This window comes from Microlunatus soli (genome assembly GCF_900105385.1).
GTDB classification, from domain to species: domain Bacteria; phylum Actinomycetota; class Actinomycetes; order Propionibacteriales; family Propionibacteriaceae; genus Microlunatus; species Microlunatus soli.
The window spans coordinates 1,770,875-1,789,586 of the sequence record NZ_LT629772.1; the positions used below are offsets into that span (position 1 = coordinate 1,770,875).

Below are 18,712 nucleotides of genomic sequence, written 5' to 3' on the forward strand. Positions count from 1 at the left end.
TCCTCCAGAGTCGAGCCGATGCTCGGTATAGTATACGTATACAGACCTGCCGTCGAGAGCCCCGGAACGGACCGCGCACTACGCCCGTGCCGACCGGCTAACCTCATCGCAGGAAGGAGCCGCCATGGTCACCAGCCGGGATGTCGCCCGCGCCGCCGGAGTGTCCCAAGCAACCGTGTCGCGGGTGCTCACCTCCGCCAACCCGGTCTCGGCCGAGCTCCGCGAACGCGTACTGGCGGCGGTCGACCTGGTCGGCTACGTCCCGCATGCCGCTGCCCGGACCATGAAGACCGGACGGACCGGTGCGATCGGCGCCGTCGTCGACGATCTGGCGAGCAACCCGTTCTATCCCGAACTGCTGCAAGAGTTGAGCGACGCCTTCGATGATCTCGGCCAACGTCTGACGGTCTGGACCGCGGGGAGCCGCAGCGACGCTGCGATCCGATCACTGCGCCAGGGCCTGGTCGACGGCGTGGTGTTCACCACGGTCACCCCGACCTCGACCGAGTTCGCCAGTGCCGTCGACAGCCGTCTCCCCCTGGTCCTGATCAATCGGACCTTGGACGATGTCGACTGCGATCAGATCTCCACCGACAACGTCGCCGGCGGCGCCCTGGTCGCGGACCGTTTCGCCGCGGCCGGCCGACGTCCGGCCTTCATCGGCGGGCCGGCCGACGCCAGCACCTCACGACAGCGGCTGACCGGCTTCCGTGCCCGTCTGACCGAGCTCGGTGCCGCACTCCCGCCGGCCCCCTGGGAGATCGGCGACTACACCCACGACAGCGCCTATCGGGCGATGCAGAGGATCATCGCCGAGGACGCGGCCGACGCGGTGTTCTGCGCCAACGACGTGGTAGCGGTCGGTGCGTTGGATGCGGCGCGCGAGGTCGGTGCCCGGGTGCCGGACGACCTGTGGATCATCGGCTACGACGACATCGCGCTCGCGTCCTGGACGTCGATCGACCTCAGCACCGTCCGGCAGGATGCCCGCCGGATGGCGCGGGACGGGGCCCGGATGCTGCTGGAACGGATCCGGAGCCCCTCCAGCCCGGTGCAGCACGTCCGGCTGGAACCCGAACTCGTTACTCGTGGCACCAGTGGCCGCTGACCGACTCGTCTCCCCGGGCTGCCCGGACGGGTCAATCGCCGATCACTTCGGCAAGATCAAGTACGCAGGCGATCAGGGTGGCGACGCTGCCGTCGGGCTGCCGTTCATCGAACCAGATTCCCTGCCGGAATCCGACCTTGGCCACCGTACGCAGGGATCCCGTGTTGCGATGATCCGGCGCCACCACCACCGAACGAGCGGCCGGCCGGGTCGCCGGCAGCAACTGCAGCCATGACCAGAGCATCCGTGTCCCGAGTCCGCGTCCGAGAAAACTGGGTTCCCCGATCAGATAGTCGCCGCCGACCGCGGAGGGGTCCGGAGCCGGTGTGATCGCGCCCGGCTGATCGGCGATCACATAGTCCTGCAGCAGGCCGATCGACCTCCCGTTGACCTCGACCACCGACATCCGGACTGCATCGGGATCATCGATCCGCGGCCGGTAGTGCTGCTCGATCGACTCCTTCGTCGGCTCCGGCCCGGGGAACCAGCGTCGTACGTGATCGGCCCGGCGCCAGCGCAGCACGTCCGGCAGGTCGCCGGCGGTCATCGGCCGGAGCAGCACTCCAAGATCGTCATCGACCTGGAACCGCTTGACCGCACCGGACAGGTCGACCGCTACCGGCTCGCCCGCACCCGGTGCGACCAGTCGGCGGGCCGCCGCCAGCCAGCTCTCCGGCCGGCAGTCGTCGGCCGGACCGGCCGGCTCGGTCGATCGTGTCCCGTCCTGCTGCCGGACAGTGACTGTCGTCATGGCTACCCGTTCCGCGGCCCGGCCGACCGCGCGGATCGGCGCCGACCGCTCTCGTCGCCGGCTCCACCTCGGGCGTCGGTCGGACGCCGTGCAAACCACGACGTCAGCTGCCCGGCCTCCACCCTATTTCGGGCGCAGCGCGCCGGCGAGCCTGCCCAACGTGCGGCCGGGCCGCCCCCGCCGATCAATCCGCCGGTGAAGTCACGACACCGACGGCCGAATCGTTCGTCGCGGCGGGGCCGAGGGTCGGTGCACCCCGGGCGATGTCATGATCATTGACCGTGGCAGGTCCAGCAGCTCGGGATCAGCGTTCAGCCGCGATCTTCACCGAGCATCGCCCTCGGCTGATGGGGATCGCCTATCGGATGCTCGGGTCAGTGGCCGACGCCGAGGACGTCGTCCAGGACGCCTACCTGCGTTGGCAGCGGGCGGATCACGATCAGGTCGAGGTACCGGCCGCCTGGCTGACGCGGACGGTCACCAACCTCGCGATCAATCTGCTCGGCTCGGCCCCTCGCCGACACGAGGGGTACACCGGGACCTGGCTGCCCGAACCGATCCCGACCGGCGACGGCCGGCTCGGCCCGCTGGAGACGATCACCGAACGGGAGACGCTGTCGATCGGGTTGCTCCGCCTCCAGGAACTGCTGACGCCTGCCGAACGGGGCGTCTTCGTGCTGCACGAGGCGTTCGGCTATCGGCATCAGGAGGTCGCCGACCTGCTCGGGCTCACCGAGCAGGCCAGTCGGCAGCTCCTCAGTCGAGCGCGAAAGAAGCTGGCCGCAGATCCGCTGGCGCCGGCCCGTCCGGTGCCGGATGTCGATCATGAACGGCTGGTCCGCAGCTTCCTCGATGCGGTGCTGGACGGCGAGCTCGACCCGCTGCGCCGACTGCTGGCCGACGATGTCGAGTCGTGGGCAGACGGCGGCGGCCGAGTAACCGCCGCGCGACGGCCCGTCCGCGGCAGCGACAACGTCGCGCGCTATTGGTCCGGTCTCACCGGGCGGCCGGAGGCGGCGGGAGTCGAACTGATCGTCGTCGAGCTCAACGGACGCCCTGCCCTGCTGGCGCGAGCCCGCGGCGAAGCTCTGGCCACCTTGTCCTTCGAGATCGATGCAGCCGGCATCCGCCGACTCTGGCTGATGGTCAATCCCGACAAACTCGGTCACCTCACCGCCCTCGGGTCCGCACCCGTGGTGTGACCGAGGTCTCGCCGTCCGCCGTCACGTTCTGCCGTGCCGTTCGGTTCAGATTGCGAATGGGAGCAACCCGCTCGCGACGGAAACACCGAGGAGCAGCAGATGAACGAATCCGCCACCGATCAGCAGCCCGTGGTGATCATCGGCGCCGGTTACGCCGGGCTGGTGGCCGCCCGGTCCCTGAGCCGCCGACTGCGCGGACGGATCCCGTTGACCCTGATCAACGACCGGCCGGACTTCGTCGAGCGGGTCCGTCTGCACCAGTACGCCACCGGCCGACCGGGCGCCCGGATCAGCCTGGCCGACGCAGCACCCAGGGCCGAGGTGATCATCGGTCGGGTGACCGCGATCCATCGCGCGGAGCGGTTGGTCGAACTCGCCGACGGCCGCACGATCGGCTACCAGCGACTGCTGTACGCCCTGGGCAGTTCCGGCGCGACCGCCATCGACGGCGCGGACTCCGTGTCGTCGCCCGGTGCAGCGGACGTTCTCCGCGTCAGACTGGCGGCGTTGCCGGCCGGGCACAGCGTCGCCGTGGTCGGTGCCGGGCTGACCGGTCTGGAAGCCGCGTCCGAGATCGCCGAGACCCGGCCGGACCTGTCGGTCGCGCTGATCACCGCGGACCGGTTGGGTGACGGACTGAGCCCGATGGCGCGCCGGCATCTGGGCCGCGCCGTGAACCGACTCGAGATCGCCCTTCATCAGCAGACGACGGTGACCGGGTGGGCGAGCGCGACCGTGCAGGCCGTCGACCGGACAGCCGCGGAACGGTCGATCCCGGCAGATCTTGTGGTCTGGGCGGCCGGATTCACCGTCAGCCCGATCGCGGCCGAGGCCGGGCTCGCCGTGGATGATCATGGTCGGGTACGGGTCGATACGCAGCTGCGTTCGATCACCGATCCACGGATCTGGGTGATCGGCGACGCCGCTGCCGCACCGACCGTCGGCGGCGATGTCAGCCGGATGAGCTGTCAAGCTGCTGTTCCGATGGCCTGGCACGCAGCGGCAGCCGTCGTCGCGCAGCTCGACGGCCGCCGGCCAGCGCGGCATCGTTCCCGTTTCGTCTGGCAGAACATCGGCCTCGGTCGGCATGACGCTGTCACCCAGTTCACCCATGCCGACGACTCACCCCGGTCGTTCGTGCTGACCGGACGACCGGCTGCACTGCTCAAGGAGTTGATCAGCTACGGCGTCGCCTGGTTGGCCACCGGACGCCGACCACGACGCGAGACGTTCCGGGGCGGAGAGGGCCGTGTCGAGATGATCAGGGACAATGGCCGTCATGTCGACGACGAGGTTGCGGCGTTCGACGGAGCCGGACTGGGATCTGGTTCGTCGGCGGGTCGAGCAACAGACCTGGGCCACGAAGATCATCTCCACGGTCCACGATGAGACCGAGGAGTGGCGCCGGCAACTCCGGATCCCCGGACCGGAGCGGCAGAGTGCCTGGACCCACTTCTACTACTGCGACGACGACGGGGAGCGGCTGACCTTCGACCCGCGGCAGCCGAACGAGCATCGCTGCCCGGCCTGCGATCGGGTGTACAGCGGCGACCCCAAGGACGGTTCGTGGCGGACGCTGATGCACAACCAGGCCGCAGCGCAGGCCCAACGCGACGCAGTGATCATGCGAGTCGCGCCCGGCACCGATCAGGCCGCGGCGGCACGGGCAGAGCTCGAGATGATCATCACCGGCTACGGTGAGCACTACACCGAGTACGTGGAGCACGGCGGGCATGCCGGCATCGGCAAGGTGTTGCCGCAATGCCTGGACGAGGCGATCTGGGCGATCGGGCTGCTCCGGGCCACCCGCTGGACCGCCGATCAGCTCGACGGTCGTGCGCTGGCAGCCGCCGATCTGCTCGCCCGCGGGGTCAACGATCTGCTCCAACCCCAGGTCGGAGCGATCCACAACATCCATTGCTGGATGCTCGCAGCGCTCGCCGAATGCGCGAACCGGCTCGACGATCCCGAGGTGCTCGATTTCACGTGCGGCTCGCAGTTCGGCGCGATCGCCCAACTGCGACAGGGATTTCGGGCCGACGGCCTGTGGTTCGAGATCAATCCGCACTATCACTACTACACGGTCTCTGCCCTGCTCGCCTGGCTGGAAGCGGTCGGTGCCGATCAGGTCGATCCCGCCGTCGGTGAGATCCTCGGCCGGGCGATGGAGGCGCCGCCTCGGCTTGCCTACTCCGACGGCCTGCTGCCCGCCTACGGCGACGGCTGGGCCGACGCCCGGGTGTCACGCTTCGCCGGTGTTGCCGAGACGGCAAGCCGCCTGCTGCCCGACCGAAGCGTCGCGCTGGCCGACTATTACGTCGAGGGTCAGGAACGCGATTCGCTGCCGGCGTTGCTGTTCGGACCCGATCACGTGCCGACCATGTCGCCGCACGCGACAACGTCGTTCTGCTGGGCCGATGCCGGGATCGCGGTGCTCCGCTCCGCCGACGCCCGGATCGCTCTGCGATCGGGTCCGCACGCCGGTGGTCATGATCATCGCGACAAGCTGGCCGTCGACGTGGAGACCGCTACCGGTTGGCGCAGTCTCGATCTGGGCACCAGCGGCTACGGTGCCGAATTCACGGTCTGGTTGCGTTCGCCGGCGGCGCACAGCACGGTCTTCATCGGCGGCGGACCACAACCTGCCTGCAACGGCCGGATCAGTGAATTCGACGCCGGCCGCGCGGTCGGCGAGGTCGGCTGGGACGGACACCGGCTGCGACGGGAGATCACGCTGACCGAGGGCGGCTGGACCGATGCGGTCAGCGTGGAACTGGACGGCGAGGACGAGATCAGTTGGCTGCTGCACGGCGACGGAACGGTCACCACTGACTGCTCGACCGCACCGACGACCGCACCCGAGGCGCTGTCCGGTCTCGGCATCCCATGGCTGTCGGATATGCACAGCATCGCCGTAGACCATGATCAACTCAATGTCAGCTGGGATGCCCCCGGTGCCCCGAGCGCGATGATCACCATTCCCCCGGGGTTTGTGGCCTGCACTGCCACGGGAGAAGGCAACCCGTCGGGGTTGCCGCTCGGTACGGTGTTGATCACCGGGCGCGCGACGACGGCAGAGATCTCTGCTCGGTTCACGGTTTGAGCATCGGTGCGCGGGCCAGCTTCACGGTCCTTCGACAACCTCAGGAACCGTCGAGCTGTCCGGCCAGCAGGGCGAGTTGGGTGCGGTTGGTGCAATCCAGCTTGGACATCAAACGCGAGACGTGACCCTTCACCGTACTCTCGGCGAGGTACAGCGAGCGGGCGATGCCGGCGTTGGTCTGGCCCTCGCCGATCAGCCGGAGCACTTCCCGTTCACGGTCCGGAAGTTCGGCCAGCCGCGGGTCGCGGATGGGCGCCGGTGGCATCGCGGTCAGCTCCAGCAGTCGTGCCGTGGCCTCCGGGGACAACACGTCAGCGCCCTGCGCTGCCGCTCTGACCGCGGCGGTGATCATCTCGACCGGCGCGGTCTTGACGGTGAACCCGTTCGCTCCGGCCCGAAGGCCGTCCACCAACGCCTGGTCGGAATCGACACTGGTCATCAGCACGACCGCCGGCCGGTCATCGGCGTCGTCGCGAGTCAGCTCCCGTGTCGCGTCGACGCCGTTCACGCCGGGCATCCGGACGTCCATCAGGACGACGGCCGGCCGGGTCCGCGTCGCGACGTCGACGGCCTCGGCGCCGTCGTTGGCGAGGCCGACGACCCGGAGGTCGGCGGTCGCGTCCAGCACCCCCTGCAGATAGCTGCAGACCAGCGGATCGTCGTCGGCGATCACTACGCTGATCTCGGTCGGCGGCTCGTTCATCGGTCCATCATCGATCATCGCAGGTCGGGTCCGGCAACGCCGACGGCCGGAGCCGGCTCCAGGACCGGGACCCGGATCCGCAATCGGAAACTGCCTTCGCCGCGGTGCACGTCGATCGCACCGCCGATCAAGGCGGCCCGCCGGGTGAGGCCGCGCAGCCCGGTTCCCGATCCGGTCACCGCGAGCGCGGGTGGCGACCCGGTGGGCAGCGAGTTCTCGATCGTGATCAGATACTGCCCGCCGTCGGCGCTCGAACTGATCATGACGGTGGACTCCGGGGCATGCTTGGCGGCGTTCACCACACCTTCGTGCACTCCGCGGATCAGACAGCCGGCTGCCGTGGACGACAGCCGCAGGTCGTCGGTCGCGACCGTCGAGCCGAGGCTGACCGGGTGGCCGACGGCGCGCTCGTCGGTGACGATCGAGGCGATCTGCCGGTGCAGCTCCGCACCGGACACCCCCGTGTCGTCGGTCGGTTCGGGTTCGGTGGAGCGGGTGCTGCGCAGGAAGTCGCGCATCTGGGTCAGTGCCAGAGTCGCGGTTCCGGCGATCTCATCGGCGGCGGCGCTGGTCGGCTGATCGGCGGCGTGGTCGGCGAGATTCCTTGCCTGGAAGACGATCCGGACCATCTGGTGGGTGACCAGGTCATGCAGATCGGCCGCGATCTGTTCCCGCTCGACGGCGGCGCGACGGTCGGCTTGCAGCTCCCGTTCCTTGGCCAGCCAGGCGATCCGGTCCCGGCGGGCCGCCCGCAGCCGGACGACCAGAGCGGCACACGCTCCGGACAACGGCGGCGCCGCTGCCGCCAACACCCCGAGCAGGGTGACCGGCGCCGGACTGACCATGATCACGATCCAGCCGACCACTGCTGCTGCCCCGATCCCGATCTCGATCCGGGATCGGACACCGGACACCAAGCGTGCCGTGCCATAGGTCGCCATGCAGGGAATCCAGATCGTCAGACCGACGGCGAAGGCCTGCTGCCAGCCGATCGGCGCGAAGGCGATCGCAGCGGTCGCCGCGACCAGCACGACCATCGGCGCCCAGGACCGTCGCCAGCCGATCATCAGCACCGTTGCGACGACCTGGATGAGCCAGCCGCCGATCAGTTGCACGACAGCGATGTCGCCCAGGATCAGCTTGCTGGCCACCGCCGAGACCGTTGCCAACGCGAACGGCAACAGCAGTTTCAGTCGGTCGCGCTCCATGGCAGCAGCGTAGAGCCGCCGCGTGGCAGCCGACACCGACGAAGGTCGGCACTGCGTCGACGAAGGAAGGGGTCCGGCGCGGAACCGTCAGCGCGATCTGGTGTGCAGCGACAACCACGGCCGGCGAGTACTGAAGGTCGGCGAGATCCGGACGCCGCCACGGCGGGCCATGATCGCCGCCGAAGCCAGGACGCCGAGCAAGGCGACCCCGCCACCACCGATCAGGGTCCACCGCGCCCCGAACACCTCGCCGACCCACCCCAGGATCGGAGCACCGATCGGGGTACCGCCTTGCATCACCATCATGTAGATCGCCATCACGCGTCCGCGCAGTTGCGGATCGACTCCCATCTGCACGCTCATGTTCGAGGCGTTCAGGGTGAGCATCGACGCCAGCCCCATGATCGGCAGCACGGCCGCGTAGCTCCAATAGGTCGGCATCATGCCGACCACGACCTCGATCAGTGCGAAGGCGACCGCGGCGCCGATGATGAACCGAGCTCGGGGCGCGGTCTTGCGGCGCGCACCGATCAGCGCCCCGGTCAGGGATCCGACCGCCATGAACGTACCGAGGATGCCGTACTCCCCTGCCCCCTTGTGGAAGGTCTGTTGGGCCATCAGGGCCGAGGTCATCTGGAAGTTCAGGCCGAAGGTGCCGACGAAGGCGGCGATGCAGAGCACCAGGATGATGTCGGAGCGGCCGCGGATGTAGGCCAGCCCCTCGCGGATCTGGCGTTTGCCGCGCACCGCACGTTCGATGCCGTGCAGTCGCCCCGGGTCGATGATCGCCAGCGCGATGATGAAGGACAGATAGCTGATGGCGTTGGCCAGGATGGCCCACCCCGACCCGAACGCCGCGATCACCAGGCCGGCGACAGCGGGGCCGACGATCCGGGCGGCGTTGAAGCTGGCGGAGTTGAGACCGATCGCGTTCGGCATGTGCTCGCGGTCGACGATCTCGGAGACGAACGCCTGCCGGGCCGGGTTGTCGAAGGCGGTGCCGACACCGAAGATGAAGGCCAGCGCGAAGACGTGCCAGGTCTCGGCCACGCCGAGCACCGCCAACAGGCCGAGCAGACCGGCCGACGCGGCCATCCAGGACTGGGTCACCCGAAGAATCGCCCGCTTGTCGAAGCGGTCGGCGATCAGGCCACCGTACGGAGTGATCAACAACATCGGCAGGAACTGCAGCGCGGTGGTGATACCGACCGCGAGCCCGGATCCACCCGAGAGCTCGAGCACCAGCCAGTCCTGCGCGACCCGCTGCATCCAGGTGCCGACGTTGGACAGCAGAGCACCGGTGAAGTAGATCCGGTAGTTACGGATCCGGAGGGCGTCGAAGGTACGGGCGACGGAGTTCAGCCGCGCTCGGGGTCGGCTGATCGGTGGTTGTTCGGGAAGCGTCGAGGACGCTCGGGTCACGCGCGGTTCACCTTCTCCAGGATCGATACGGCCCTACGGAGGATCTCGCGTTCGCCCGGATCGAGCTCAGCCACCCGGCGGGCGAGCCAGTCGTCGCGTCGCTTCCGGTTGGCCAACAGCACATCGCGTCCGCTGTCGGTCAGCGTCACCCGCGCCTGCCGGCGATCGTCGGGATTGTCCGATCGTCGGACCAGGCCGCGACGCTCCAACTCGTTGACGATCCGGGTCATCGACGGCGGCTGCACCATCTCGCGTGCCGCCAGCTCCCCCATCAACAGGTCACCGTGATTGAGCAGTACGCCCATCGCGGACAGTTGATTGGTGTTCAACTCCATCGACTCGTCCCGCATCTGACGCAACCGGCGCGCGAGCCTCAGGACGGCGGGTCGCAGGGCACTGGCCAGGCCCGCGTTGCTGCGCAGATCCCTGGACGTCCCGGCTCCCGAACCAGGTTCACGTGTGGTCACTGCGGCGAGTCTAATCCTTAGCACTGCTAATTACAAGCGCTAACGATCGGCGGGGCAGGTCCGGCGACGGCACGGCAGACCAGTGCCACCGGCTCGGATGCGCTGATCGTTGTTCATTCATCCTGCAACGCAGGGGTGAATGCCCCCCTGTCGATCGTGCATCCGAGCCGGTCCCCCAGGGGCACCGCTTGACACCCGCGACGTCCGGGACCGGAGTGACCACTGGCCGGTGCCGGTCCGCGACCCCTCACGGACCTGGCTAGGACTCCTCACCAGGTGTGCAGCCTGCGGGGCGCGGACACACCCTGCAGGACCCGATCGGAGCACCGCTCGCAACCACTCCCCTCGTCCCGGCAATCGCCGTTGTCGAGGACACCAATCTCGCACTGATGCCGATCCTGCTGCGTCATCCCTGAGCCGGATTTGCCGTCATCCTTAAGGTTGAACCGTCGCCTCGCCGGCACGCCGAGACCGGGGCCCGGGGGGCGTCCTGTGCGGGACCACTGCACGCCGGATCGCGGCCAGCCGGCCGCCGCGATGCCGGTGATGATCATCATCCGGGCGGTCCTGGTGGTGCCGATCATGACGGTGATCATCAGGATCGATCGCACTCGTGGTTCGGAGGACTGGGGATGGTGATGGCGCGGACCACCGGTCGAAGCCGTGCTCGGCCTGGAAGTCGGCGTCGCTGACCCGTTGCTGAGCATGCTCGTTCTCCAGCCGACCTTGATGCCCTCCTGACGGGCGGCGACCATCCGGGCCAGCCGGAGTTTGGCCAGATGCTGGGAGACCGCGGCGGGCGACCTGCCGACGAGTTCGCCAGCGCGTTCGCCGACTGCTCGCCGTCCCGCACGGCGAGCTCGACGAACTGGCTGACCGGCGACCGACCGAAGAACTGCGAGCTGCACGGATCGACAGATGGCTACGGCTAGCGACCGTCCGGTCAACACCGTGCTGCGCCGGACGACGTAGCGACGACCGCATTCCTCGTGCCGCGCCCCAGCTGCCGTACGCAGCAGTGGGTAGCGCAGATGCCGCATTCGGGAGGATTCCACAGCCGCCCGGCTCGGGAAGAGTCCGACTCGTCGGAATCCACACCTCACAAGGAGAATCATGGCCACCACCGAGCAAACCGCCTTCGACCACTCGGCCCCGGATCCGTTGCCCCAGCCGAGCACCATGATCATCAGAGCGAGCGATCGGTGGGGCGCCCGCGCCCTGCAGATCACCATCGGCCTGGTGATGGTCGGCTTCGGTGTCCTGAAGTTCTTCCCCGGCGTCAGCCCGGCCGAACCACTGGCGACCAGAGCGGTCGGCATGCTGTCCTTCGGTCTGGTCACCGGACAGGCGGCGATGGTCGCCACAGCGGTGATCGAGTGCACCGTCGGGCTGCTGTTGATCAGTGCGCGGCTGCAGCGGGTCGCCGTGGTCTGCCTGGCAGGCTGCATCGCCGGCTGGATGTCTCCACTGGTGCTGTTCCCCGGTGACCTGTTCACCGCGAACGGCCCCGAACTGGGGGCGCAATACCTGCTCAAGGACATCGTCTTCGCGGCCGCCGCACTGGTGGTCGCCGGACGATCCTTCCGCGCCGGGTAGCGATCGGTCGGCAGCCGGGGCTCTCAGGACTCCGGCTGCTCACTCTCGTCCAGGCCTTCGATCAGCCGTTCCAGCAGGCTCGCCAGTTCGCCGGCCTGCTCGGTGGTGAGCGGGGCGACGATATCGGCCTCGACCACATTTGCCTCCCGAATCGCCTCGGCGAAGAACTCCCAGCCCTCGTCGGACAGGGTGACCAGGACCCGGGTCCGGTTGCCGGGGTCGGCATTGCGCTCGACCAGGCCCCGGTCGACCAGACCGTCCAATCGGTGCGTCATCGACGAGGCGGCGACGTCGGTGGCGACCGCCAGCCGACTCGGCGTCATCGCCTGGCCACCGGATCGGGCCAGCTCACTGAGCACCGCCCATTCACCGGCCGAGACATTCAGGTCGGCGAGCTGATTGTCGTACCACTGACCGAGCCGCTTGGACAGCCGCTGGACCGCGGTCACGACACGCTGCACCTGCTCGTCGCCGCCGGCAGCGACATAGCTGGCGACGTCACGGCGATAGGAGTCGGTGACGGACTTCTTCTGCGGCATCGGACCGATCATCCCACGCTGCGCCGAAGTGCTATTATTTCGACGTCGAAGTCTTCGCCACGCAAAGTCGCGTCTCGGGAATATTCTCCGCCGATGGCTTCTTGATCAAGCAGATCTTTCGCCCGACACCGGGATCGGTGTCGGGTTTGTCGTGCGTCGAACAGGAGGTGCCCCCATGCGTCGGGCCAATCTGCTCATCCTCGCCTCGGCCGTCGCCATGCTCGGTTGGGGCACCGTGCTGCCTTATCAGTACGCCTACGCCGCCGACACCCGCGGCTGGGGCGGGATGGCCGGCGCTGCCGCGGCGACCATGTTCTCGGTCGGCGCGCTGCTCGCGGCACCACTCGGCGGCCGGCTGGCGGACCGGCACAACCCGGCCGCGGTGGCGATGATCACCCGGCTACTGGCGGCTGTCGCCGCCTTGTGTCTGATCTCGGCCGACCATCCGGTGACGTTCCTGGCAGCGATGGCGCTGTTCGGTTTCGGACTGGCCGGCGGATCGCCGGCCCAATCGGTGCTGGCGCTGCGCTGGGCCGCCGGAGCCGGCGACCGGCGCCGGATCTTCGCCTGGCTGGCCAGCGGGCAGGCCCTCGGGATGGGGCTCGGCTCCTTCATCGCCGGTTTCCTGGTCGACCTCGACCGCACCGACGGGATGCTGCCGGCGTTCACCATCGCCGCCGGTGGCTTCGCGCTCTCGTCGATCCTGATCGGCATCGCCGGCCGTGGCGTCAACGACCTGACCAGTCCGCCGACGACCTCGCGTGAGCTCGATGCGCGACCGGGCCAGGCATGGAAGTTGATCTTCAGTTCGCGGCCGCTGTTGCTGGTCACGGTGATCAACGTGGCGATCGCGTTGGCCTATCACGCCCAGTTCGAGAGCGGTCTGCCGGCGTACGGGTTGACGGTACTGCACATCTCCGAGGAGACCGTCGGGATCGCCGCCGCGATCAACTGTCTGGTGATCCTTGCCCTGCAGATGTTGGTGATCCGCTGGACTGCGGGCCGTTCGGCCGCCGGCCTGCTGATGATCGTCGGCGGGATCTGGGTGCTGTGCTGGATGATCATGGGCGCTGCGGCGCACCTGCCGGAGCTGTCGTCGGTGATCTTCGTCAGCACCTTCGGACTCTTTGCCTTCGGGGAGACGCTGTTCGCGCCGGTGCTGAACCCGCTGGTCGCCAGCCTGACCCCGACCCGGATGGTCGGCATGACCCTCGGCCTGTTCACCGCATTCCAGACCGGCGCGACCGCGGTCGGGCCGCTGTTGTCCGGTGCGACCCTCGGCGCCGGGCTGAGCTGGCTGTTCATCGCCGGCAACATCGCGATCAGTCTGGTCGCCGTCGTCGGCGGCCGGCTGCTGCAGCAGTCTTTGAGCCGGCGCACCCCGACGACCGCGGCGGTCGCGACGGCAGGCTGACGGATCGCTCGGTCGGCCGGCGGACCACGCGTCCGAGCCCGGCGGTCGACAGTGACCCTGGCCCCCAGGCTCAGAGACGACCGGCCCGCTGCAGCGTCGACACCGCTCCGACGGTCGCGTAGCCGCGCCACTCCAACTCGGCGATCGGCGAGAAACTGGCGAAATCGACCCGCCAGCCGCCGTCCTCCTGCTGTTGCCGCGCAAGCGCGTCGAGCTCGGCTTCGACGACACCGGCGTCGAACAGCGCACCGGCGGGACTGTTCGGTACGGACGCGAAGTTGAGCGCCCGCATCGTCTCGCCCTCGCTGCCACCGGAAACTGGTACGAGCCCGTCGCGCGGCACGAACCGGGACAGCCGATCGAGCAGCCTCGGCGCCCGCGGGGCGCGGTCGTAGGCCGCGTCCAGAAACCGCACGGCGAAGGACAAGGCGATCGCGTGCGGCGCGGTCTGCAGCGCCTCGATCGCATCGAGACAGTAGTCGGTTGCCGACGCCAGCCACGGATGCGCGGCAACCTCGGGATCGTGCTCGGCAACCCGCAGCGCCGCCGCCGCGGTGAATGCCGTGCTCTGCAGGGTGGAGAGCTCAGGGTCGGCGTCGGCCCAGAACGGCGCACACCCGGTGGCGTCCGACACCGGGAACGCCATCGGCAATCCGCCGTCGGCGAGGCTCACCGTGGCCAACCAGTCACACAGCTGCAGCGCCCGCGGAGTACGCACCGGGGCGACGTCGGCGAACACCTCGAAGGCGTGCAGTGCGCCGCCGGGTTGACTTTCCGGGGCACGGAGGTCGGGCTCCAGCCCCCAGCCGTATCCGCCATCGGCGTTGCGATAGCCGTCGACCGCGGCCAGCACGGCCTCCGGATCACCGGCACCGACCAACAGACCGAAACGGCGACGGTCGAGGGTCCGACCGTGCCCGGCCAGGAAGGCTGCAGCACGAGAAAGATCAACAGTCATGGCACCAGGATCTCCTGCTGCGCCGACAAACACCGGCCGATACGCCCGAACGCAGTGGCGGCGAGCAGAGACTCAGTCAGCGACCGGAGCCGTAGCATCGGCGGCATGACGGTCGAACTGGTCCTGCCTACCACCGAGCTGTACACCGCCTGGCAGGAGGCCCACGCCGAGTGGGGCCCCGGACTGCACGAGGACGGATTCGGCCTCCAGGAGAGCGACGACGTGGACACGGCCGAAGGTTTCGCCCGGTGGATCGCCCGACTGCAAGCCGAATCCGACGCCGGGACCTGCCTATGGATCGTCGAGGACGGGCAGGTCCAGGGCGGCATCGCCCTGCGCTACCGGTACAACGATCGGGTGGGCCACATCGGCTACGGCGTCCGGCCCTCGGCGCGCGGCCGCGGTATCGCCACCTGCGCCCTGCGACAACTGCTCGACCGAGCCCGGGACCGCAACCTGGGCAGAGTGCTGCTGGTCTGCGCCGCGGACAACGAAGGTTCGGTCCGGACGATCGAGCGCAACGGTGGCCGGCTCGACGAGATCCGCCCGACACCGCACGGTCCGACACGTCGCTACTGGATCGACCTACCGCCACGGGATTGAGGCCGGGCCACCGGCCGCCGATGCCTCCGGACGATCCATGCTGCGAGACCGGAGCGCCGCAACCATCACCTTCGGCTAAGTTAGGTATACCTAACACGGCGTTCGGGTGGGGAGGGTGGATGCAGCAGACGACGGTCGATACCGAGCTCGACTCGGTGACGCCTCGCCGGATCACCTCACCGTCCATGACTCGGCTGTGCGCCGAGCTGTCTACCGTGTCCGGTCCGGTGCGGGCGGCGCGGGTGCAGCGATTCTGGGACGGGGTCGCCGCATCCGGCACTCCGCTGATCCGACCCGCGACGACCGGCACTGATCAACACGACGTCACCTTCCTGTGGCGGGGCGTGCCCGACACCGACCGCGTCCTGCTGTCGATGAGCGGGCTGGACCGCGAACGGCCCGACGCCGCACTGCTCGACCGGATCCCGGACACCGACATCTGGTACGCCTGCTACCGGCTCCGCGGTGATCATCGGTCCAGTTACCGTTTCTCGGCGCTGCGCCGCGGCGAGTCCACCGCCGTACCGCGCGGCAGTGGCAGCGCCGATCCGTTCAACCCGACACGTTTGCCCGGCCGATGGGACCGATCGACCGGCGCCGTGTTCGCCCTACCCGATGCTCCGGCCGACCCCTGGCCGCCGGCAGTCGGCCCCGGCACCGATGACCATGCGAAACGGCATCGGGTGCCCAGTGACCAGCTCGGCTGTGGACGAGGCGTCTGGATCTATCGCCCGTCCGCAGCCGAGCGGACCGACCCCCTTCCCGTCCTGGTGCTCTGCGACGGCGACCGGTGGTTCGGCGAGCTCGGCCTCGCCGACGTCCTGGATCACCTGATCGGCAACAACCTGTTGCCACCGCTGCAGGTGCTCGCGCCGGAGGCGGTCGCCCCGGACACCCGGTGGCGGGAATTGACCGCACACGATCCGTTCGTCAGCTTCCTGGCCGACGAACTCCTGCCCTGGGCGGCCCGCCGATGGCCGCTGACCGACGACCCGACGCGAACCCTGATCGCCGGCCAGAGCCTGGGTGGGCTGACCGCGCTCTACGCCGCGCTGACCCGACCTCACCGGTTCGGCACCGTCCTGGCGCAGTCGGCCTCACTGTGGTGGCGGCCGGGGATGCCCAGCAGGCCGTGCCCGGACGCGGACGGTCGCTGGCTGGCCGACCTCTTCGGGGCAGCCGAACGGCTTCCGACGAAGGTTCAGCTGCAGGTCGGACTGCAGGAAGGGTCGATGGTCCGGCACACCCGTGAGCTGGACGCCGTCCTGCGGGGACGCGCCGTTCCGGTCAGCCGCGTCGAGTTCAACGGCGGCCACGACTACGCGTGCTGGCGTACCGGTCTGATCGACGGGATCGGCGATCTGCTGCGGCCCGGCAGCCCCGACGAGCGCGGAACACTGCCGGCAACCTAACCGCCATGTCGGCGTCATCTCGTCGTCAACCGACCGACGCCGCAACACTTCTAATGTCCATCCCGGGCGCTCGCCTCAGATGCGCCTCAGGGAGGATGATCATGAAGTTGCTGCCCATGCTGGGCCTCACCCACGGGAATCGCAGCGCCGTTACCTGCGCACTGAAGTGCAACAATGCCTGCGCGCACCCGGTTCCCAACCAGTCCACCGAGCCGAGCTTCCGCGAGATCGCCTCGGCCCAGTTGAGCCGTCGCCGGTTGCTCGCCGCCGCCGGAACACTCGCCGCCGGAGTCGCAGCCGGCAGCGGGGCGTTGCCCCTGGAACCTGCCGCAGCCAAGCCGAAGGGCGGCGCGAAGAGCACCGATACCGTCGGCAGCGGCGCACTGGAGTTCGAGCCGATCGATCCCGTTCCGTTCGAGACCGATGCCGTCACCGTACCGGCCGGCTACACCTGGAATCCGATCCTGCGCTGGGGCGATCCGCTGTTCCACAACTCGCCCGACTTCGATCCGAGCCACCCCAACGCCGAGGCTCAGGAACTGCAGTTCGGTTACAACAACGACTACACCGACATCATCGTCACCGACCGCGCCGGTCGGGAAGGCCTGTTGGTCTGCAACCACGAGTACACCAACCGCGACATCATGTTCGAGCCGACCGCCAGTGACGCCGAAGAGCTGGAAGTCATCCGGACCATGATCGCCGCCCACGGCTTCAGCATCGTCGAACTGGAGCGCAAGGCGAAGCGTCGCAACTGGAAGTACGTCCGCGGCGCCGAGCTGAATCGCCGGATCACCGGCAACACCGAGTTCGTCTTCGACGGGCCGGCGGCCGGCGTCGCGCTGTTGCAGACCGCGGCCGACCCGGAGGGAATGTTCCCGCACGGCACACTGGGCAACTGCTCGGGCGGTACGACGCCGTGGGGCACGATCCTGTCCGGCGAGGAAAACTTCAACGGCTATTTCAAGGCCGATCCGAACGCCGTCGGCAGCGCCCGCTACGGGCTGTCCGACGCCGACACCTCCTACGCGTTCGAGAAGGTCGACCCGCGCTTCGACGCGACCACGGCCGACTACGCCAACGAGCCGCACCGCTTCGGCTGGGTGGTGGAGATCGACCCGTCCGATCCGACCTCGACACCGAAGAAGCACACCGCGCTCGGCCGGTTCAAGCACGAAGCCGCCAACGTCCGGGTGGACGACGAGGGCAACGTCGCGGTCTACATGGGCGACGACGAACGATTCGACTACCTCTACAAGTTCGTCGCCAAGCGCAAGTACGTCGAAGGCGCCCGCAAACACAACCTGAAACTGCTGTCCGAGGGCGACCTGTACGTCGCCAAGTTCACCGGCGAGCAGCGGCCGGACAACGCCAACCTCGGCACCGGCGAGTGGATCGCGCTGACCGAGAACGGCGAGTCGGTGGTGCCCGGGATGTCCACCGAAGAGGTGCTGGTCTTCACCCGGTTGGCCGCCGACAAGCTCGGCGCGACACCGATGGACCGGCCCGAGGACGTCGAGCCCAACCCGATCACCGGCAAGGTGTACGTGGCGTGCACCAACAACACCGACCGTGGAGTCAAGGCCGGCAAGCCGGGTCCGGATGCGGCCAATCCACGCAAGGCCAACAAGGACGGCCACATCGTGGAGTTGACCGAGCACAAGAACCAGGCAGACGCGACCACGTTCAGCTGGGATCTGTTCCTGGTCTGCGGCGATCCGGACGACGCGGGCACCTACTTCGGCGGCTACGACGGTCCGGTCGCACCGATCTCCTGCCCGGACAACGTGGCCTTCGACTCCAAGGGCAACCTCTGGATCTCCACCGACGGTGCGCCGAGTGCGCTGAAGCTCGCCGACGGGCTGTTCCGGGTGCCGCTGACCGGGGACGAGCGCGGCAAGGTCGCCCAGTTCCTGGCGGTCCCGAACCAGGCCGAGACCTGCGGCCCGGTCATCCACGACGCCGACGGGTCGGTCTTCGTCGCGGTGCAGCATCCCGGTGAGGACGGCAGCTGGGATGACCAGCAGTCCTACTTCCCCGATTACGTGGCCGCCGGCTCCCGGCCGTCCCGCGGCGAGTGGCGCGGTCCGCGGCCGGCCATCGTCCAGGTCACCAAGAAGCGCAACTAGCCCGCCACCCAGCTTCCCGCACCAGCTACGACTTCCCGCACCCCGCGCACAGGGTGCGGGAAGTCGTACGTCGTGCGGGAAGTTGGGTGTCGGTTGG

18 protein-coding genes are annotated in these 18,712 nt (G+C 68.7%); 11 read left to right on the forward strand and 7 right to left on the reverse strand.

Annotated features, from left to right (window positions below):
* Positions 1–124 precede the first annotated feature (124 nt).
* The gene (locus tag BLU38_RS08250; protein ID WP_091522801.1) at positions 125–1,108 is read left to right on the forward strand and encodes a LacI family DNA-binding transcriptional regulator; all 984 of its coding nucleotides are present in this window, start codon (positions 125–127) and stop codon (positions 1,106–1,108) included.
* Positions 1,109–1,139: 31 nt separating this feature from the next.
* Here the strand turns inward: BLU38_RS08250 and BLU38_RS08255 are convergent, their stop codons facing one another.
* Positions 1,140–1,859, reverse strand: a complete 720-nt coding sequence (locus tag BLU38_RS08255) for a GNAT family N-acetyltransferase (protein ID WP_091522804.1) — start codon at positions 1,857–1,859, stop codon at positions 1,140–1,142.
* 281 nt (positions 1,860–2,140) lie between these two features.
* On the opposite strand from BLU38_RS08255, the gene sigJ reads away from it, so the two are divergent.
* The 3 genes from sigJ to BLU38_RS08270 all read left to right on the forward strand — a co-directional run bounded on the left by sigJ (position 2,141) and on the right by BLU38_RS08270 (position 6,164).
* On the forward strand, positions 2,141–3,061 hold the full coding sequence (sigJ, locus tag BLU38_RS08260; protein WP_231920235.1) for an RNA polymerase sigma factor SigJ: 921 nt from the start codon (positions 2,141–2,143) through the stop codon (positions 3,059–3,061).
* A 99-nt stretch (positions 3,062–3,160) separates the two neighbouring features.
* On the forward strand, positions 3,161–4,450 hold the full coding sequence (locus BLU38_RS08265; RefSeq protein WP_157683301.1) for an NAD(P)/FAD-dependent oxidoreductase: 1,290 nt from the start codon (positions 3,161–3,163) through the stop codon (positions 4,448–4,450).
* The gene (locus tag BLU38_RS08270; RefSeq protein ID WP_157683302.1) at positions 4,341–6,164 is read left to right on the forward strand and encodes a heparinase II/III domain-containing protein; all 1,824 of its coding nucleotides are present in this window, start codon (positions 4,341–4,343) and stop codon (positions 6,162–6,164) included. Before BLU38_RS08265 ends, BLU38_RS08270 begins: the two co-directional genes overlap by 110 nt.
* A gap of 40 nt (positions 6,165–6,204) precedes the next feature.
* Here the strand turns inward: BLU38_RS08270 and BLU38_RS08275 are convergent, their stop codons facing one another.
* The 4 genes from BLU38_RS08275 to BLU38_RS08290 all read right to left on the reverse strand — a co-directional run bounded on the left by BLU38_RS08275 (position 6,205) and on the right by BLU38_RS08290 (position 9,964).
* A complete protein-coding gene (locus BLU38_RS08275) occupies positions 6,205–6,867 on the reverse strand; it encodes a response regulator transcription factor (protein ID WP_091532126.1) in 663 nt (220 codons plus the stop codon).
* Positions 6,868–6,881: 14 nt separating this feature from the next.
* Positions 6,882–8,075 carry a sensor histidine kinase gene (locus tag BLU38_RS08280; RefSeq protein WP_091522814.1) on the reverse strand — a complete coding sequence of 398 codons (1,194 nt, stop codon included), beginning with the start codon at positions 8,073–8,075 and terminating at the stop codon, positions 6,882–6,884.
* Positions 8,076–8,162: 87 nt separating this feature from the next.
* The gene (locus BLU38_RS08285) at positions 8,163–9,497 is read right to left on the reverse strand and encodes an MFS transporter (RefSeq protein ID WP_231920236.1); all 1,335 of its coding nucleotides are present in this window, start codon (positions 9,495–9,497) and stop codon (positions 8,163–8,165) included.
* The gene (locus tag BLU38_RS08290) at positions 9,494–9,964 is read right to left on the reverse strand and encodes a MarR family winged helix-turn-helix transcriptional regulator (RefSeq protein WP_231920237.1); all 471 of its coding nucleotides are present in this window, start codon (positions 9,962–9,964) and stop codon (positions 9,494–9,496) included. Before BLU38_RS08290 ends, BLU38_RS08285 begins: the two co-directional genes overlap by 4 nt.
* 492 nt (positions 9,965–10,456) lie before the next feature.
* Here BLU38_RS08290 and BLU38_RS31185 point away from each other — a divergent pair, with 492 nt between their 5' ends.
* From BLU38_RS31185 to BLU38_RS08300, 3 genes are all read left to right on the forward strand, one after another.
* On the forward strand, positions 10,457–10,603 hold the full coding sequence (locus BLU38_RS31185; RefSeq protein ID WP_172836097.1) for a hypothetical protein: 147 nt from the start codon (positions 10,457–10,459) through the stop codon (positions 10,601–10,603).
* A 140-nt stretch (positions 10,604–10,743) separates the two neighbouring features.
* Positions 10,744–10,896 carry a hypothetical protein gene (locus BLU38_RS30795; RefSeq protein WP_157683303.1) on the forward strand — a complete coding sequence of 51 codons (153 nt, stop codon included), beginning with the start codon at positions 10,744–10,746 and terminating at the stop codon, positions 10,894–10,896.
* 181 nt (positions 10,897–11,077) lie between these two features.
* The gene (locus BLU38_RS08300; protein WP_091522821.1) at positions 11,078–11,560 is read left to right on the forward strand and encodes a hypothetical protein; all 483 of its coding nucleotides are present in this window, start codon (positions 11,078–11,080) and stop codon (positions 11,558–11,560) included.
* Positions 11,561–11,583: 23 nt separating this feature from the next.
* On the opposite strand, the gene BLU38_RS08305 is transcribed toward BLU38_RS08300, so the two are convergent.
* Positions 11,584–12,099 carry a MarR family winged helix-turn-helix transcriptional regulator gene (locus BLU38_RS08305; protein WP_091532131.1) on the reverse strand — a complete coding sequence of 172 codons (516 nt, stop codon included), beginning with the start codon at positions 12,097–12,099 and terminating at the stop codon, positions 11,584–11,586.
* Positions 12,100–12,274: 175 nt separating this feature from the next.
* Here BLU38_RS08305 and BLU38_RS08310 point away from each other — a divergent pair, with 175 nt between their 5' ends.
* Positions 12,275–13,513, forward strand: coding sequence for an MFS transporter (locus tag BLU38_RS08310; RefSeq protein WP_091522824.1), 1,239 nt, complete (start codon positions 12,275–12,277; stop codon positions 13,511–13,513).
* 70 nt (positions 13,514–13,583) lie between these two features.
* Here the strand turns inward: BLU38_RS08310 and BLU38_RS08315 are convergent, their stop codons facing one another.
* Complete coding sequence (locus tag BLU38_RS08315; protein WP_091522828.1) at positions 13,584–14,471, reverse strand: prenyltransferase/squalene oxidase repeat-containing protein; 888 nt, start codon at positions 14,469–14,471, stop codon at positions 13,584–13,586.
* A 105-nt stretch (positions 14,472–14,576) separates the two neighbouring features.
* Between BLU38_RS08315 and BLU38_RS08320 the strand changes: the two genes are divergently transcribed.
* From BLU38_RS08320 to BLU38_RS08330, 3 genes are all read left to right on the forward strand, one after another.
* Complete coding sequence (locus BLU38_RS08320; RefSeq protein WP_091522832.1) at positions 14,577–15,074, forward strand: GNAT family N-acetyltransferase; 498 nt, start codon at positions 14,577–14,579, stop codon at positions 15,072–15,074.
* A gap of 119 nt (positions 15,075–15,193) precedes the next feature.
* The gene (gene fes, locus BLU38_RS08325) at positions 15,194–16,486 is read left to right on the forward strand and encodes an enterochelin esterase (RefSeq protein WP_157683304.1); all 1,293 of its coding nucleotides are present in this window, start codon (positions 15,194–15,196) and stop codon (positions 16,484–16,486) included.
* A 101-nt stretch (positions 16,487–16,587) separates the two neighbouring features.
* The gene (locus tag BLU38_RS08330; RefSeq protein ID WP_231920238.1) at positions 16,588–18,615 is read left to right on the forward strand and encodes a PhoX family protein; all 2,028 of its coding nucleotides are present in this window, start codon (positions 16,588–16,590) and stop codon (positions 18,613–18,615) included.
* The last annotated feature ends 97 nt before the right edge of the window (positions 18,616–18,712 follow it).

Excerpts from the sequence above, each read along its gene's own strand:
- BLU38_RS08250 (WP_091522801.1), top strand. The coding sequence starts at position 125 with ATGGTCACCAGCCGGGATGTCGCCCGCGCCGCCGGAGTGTCCCAAGCA.
- BLU38_RS08255 (WP_091522804.1), bottom strand. The coding sequence starts at position 1,859 with ATGACGACAGTCACTGTCCGGCAGCAGGACGGGACACGATCGACCGAG.
- BLU38_RS08265 (WP_157683301.1), top strand. The coding sequence starts at position 3,161 with ATGAACGAATCCGCCACCGATCAGCAGCCCGTGGTGATCATCGGCGCC.
- BLU38_RS08270 (WP_157683302.1), top strand. The coding sequence starts at position 4,341 with ATGTCGACGACGAGGTTGCGGCGTTCGACGGAGCCGGACTGGGATCTG.
- BLU38_RS08275 (WP_091532126.1), bottom strand. The coding sequence starts at position 6,867 with ATGAACGAGCCGCCGACCGAGATCAGCGTAGTGATCGCCGACGACGAT.
- BLU38_RS08280 (WP_091522814.1), bottom strand. The coding sequence starts at position 8,075 with ATGGAGCGCGACCGACTGAAACTGCTGTTGCCGTTCGCGTTGGCAACG.
- BLU38_RS30795 (WP_157683303.1), top strand. The coding sequence starts at position 10,744 with ATGCTGGGAGACCGCGGCGGGCGACCTGCCGACGAGTTCGCCAGCGCG.
- BLU38_RS08300 (WP_091522821.1), top strand. The coding sequence starts at position 11,078 with ATGGCCACCACCGAGCAAACCGCCTTCGACCACTCGGCCCCGGATCCG.
- BLU38_RS08305 (WP_091532131.1), bottom strand. The coding sequence starts at position 12,099 with ATGCCGCAGAAGAAGTCCGTCACCGACTCCTATCGCCGTGACGTCGCC.
- BLU38_RS08310 (WP_091522824.1), top strand. The coding sequence starts at position 12,275 with ATGCGTCGGGCCAATCTGCTCATCCTCGCCTCGGCCGTCGCCATGCTC.
- BLU38_RS08315 (WP_091522828.1), bottom strand. The coding sequence starts at position 14,471 with ATGACTGTTGATCTTTCTCGTGCTGCAGCCTTCCTGGCCGGGCACGGT.
- BLU38_RS08320 (WP_091522832.1), top strand. The coding sequence starts at position 14,577 with ATGACGGTCGAACTGGTCCTGCCTACCACCGAGCTGTACACCGCCTGG.
- fes (WP_157683304.1), top strand. The coding sequence starts at position 15,194 with ATGCAGCAGACGACGGTCGATACCGAGCTCGACTCGGTGACGCCTCGC.
- BLU38_RS08330 (WP_231920238.1), top strand. The coding sequence starts at position 16,588 with ATGAAGTTGCTGCCCATGCTGGGCCTCACCCACGGGAATCGCAGCGCC.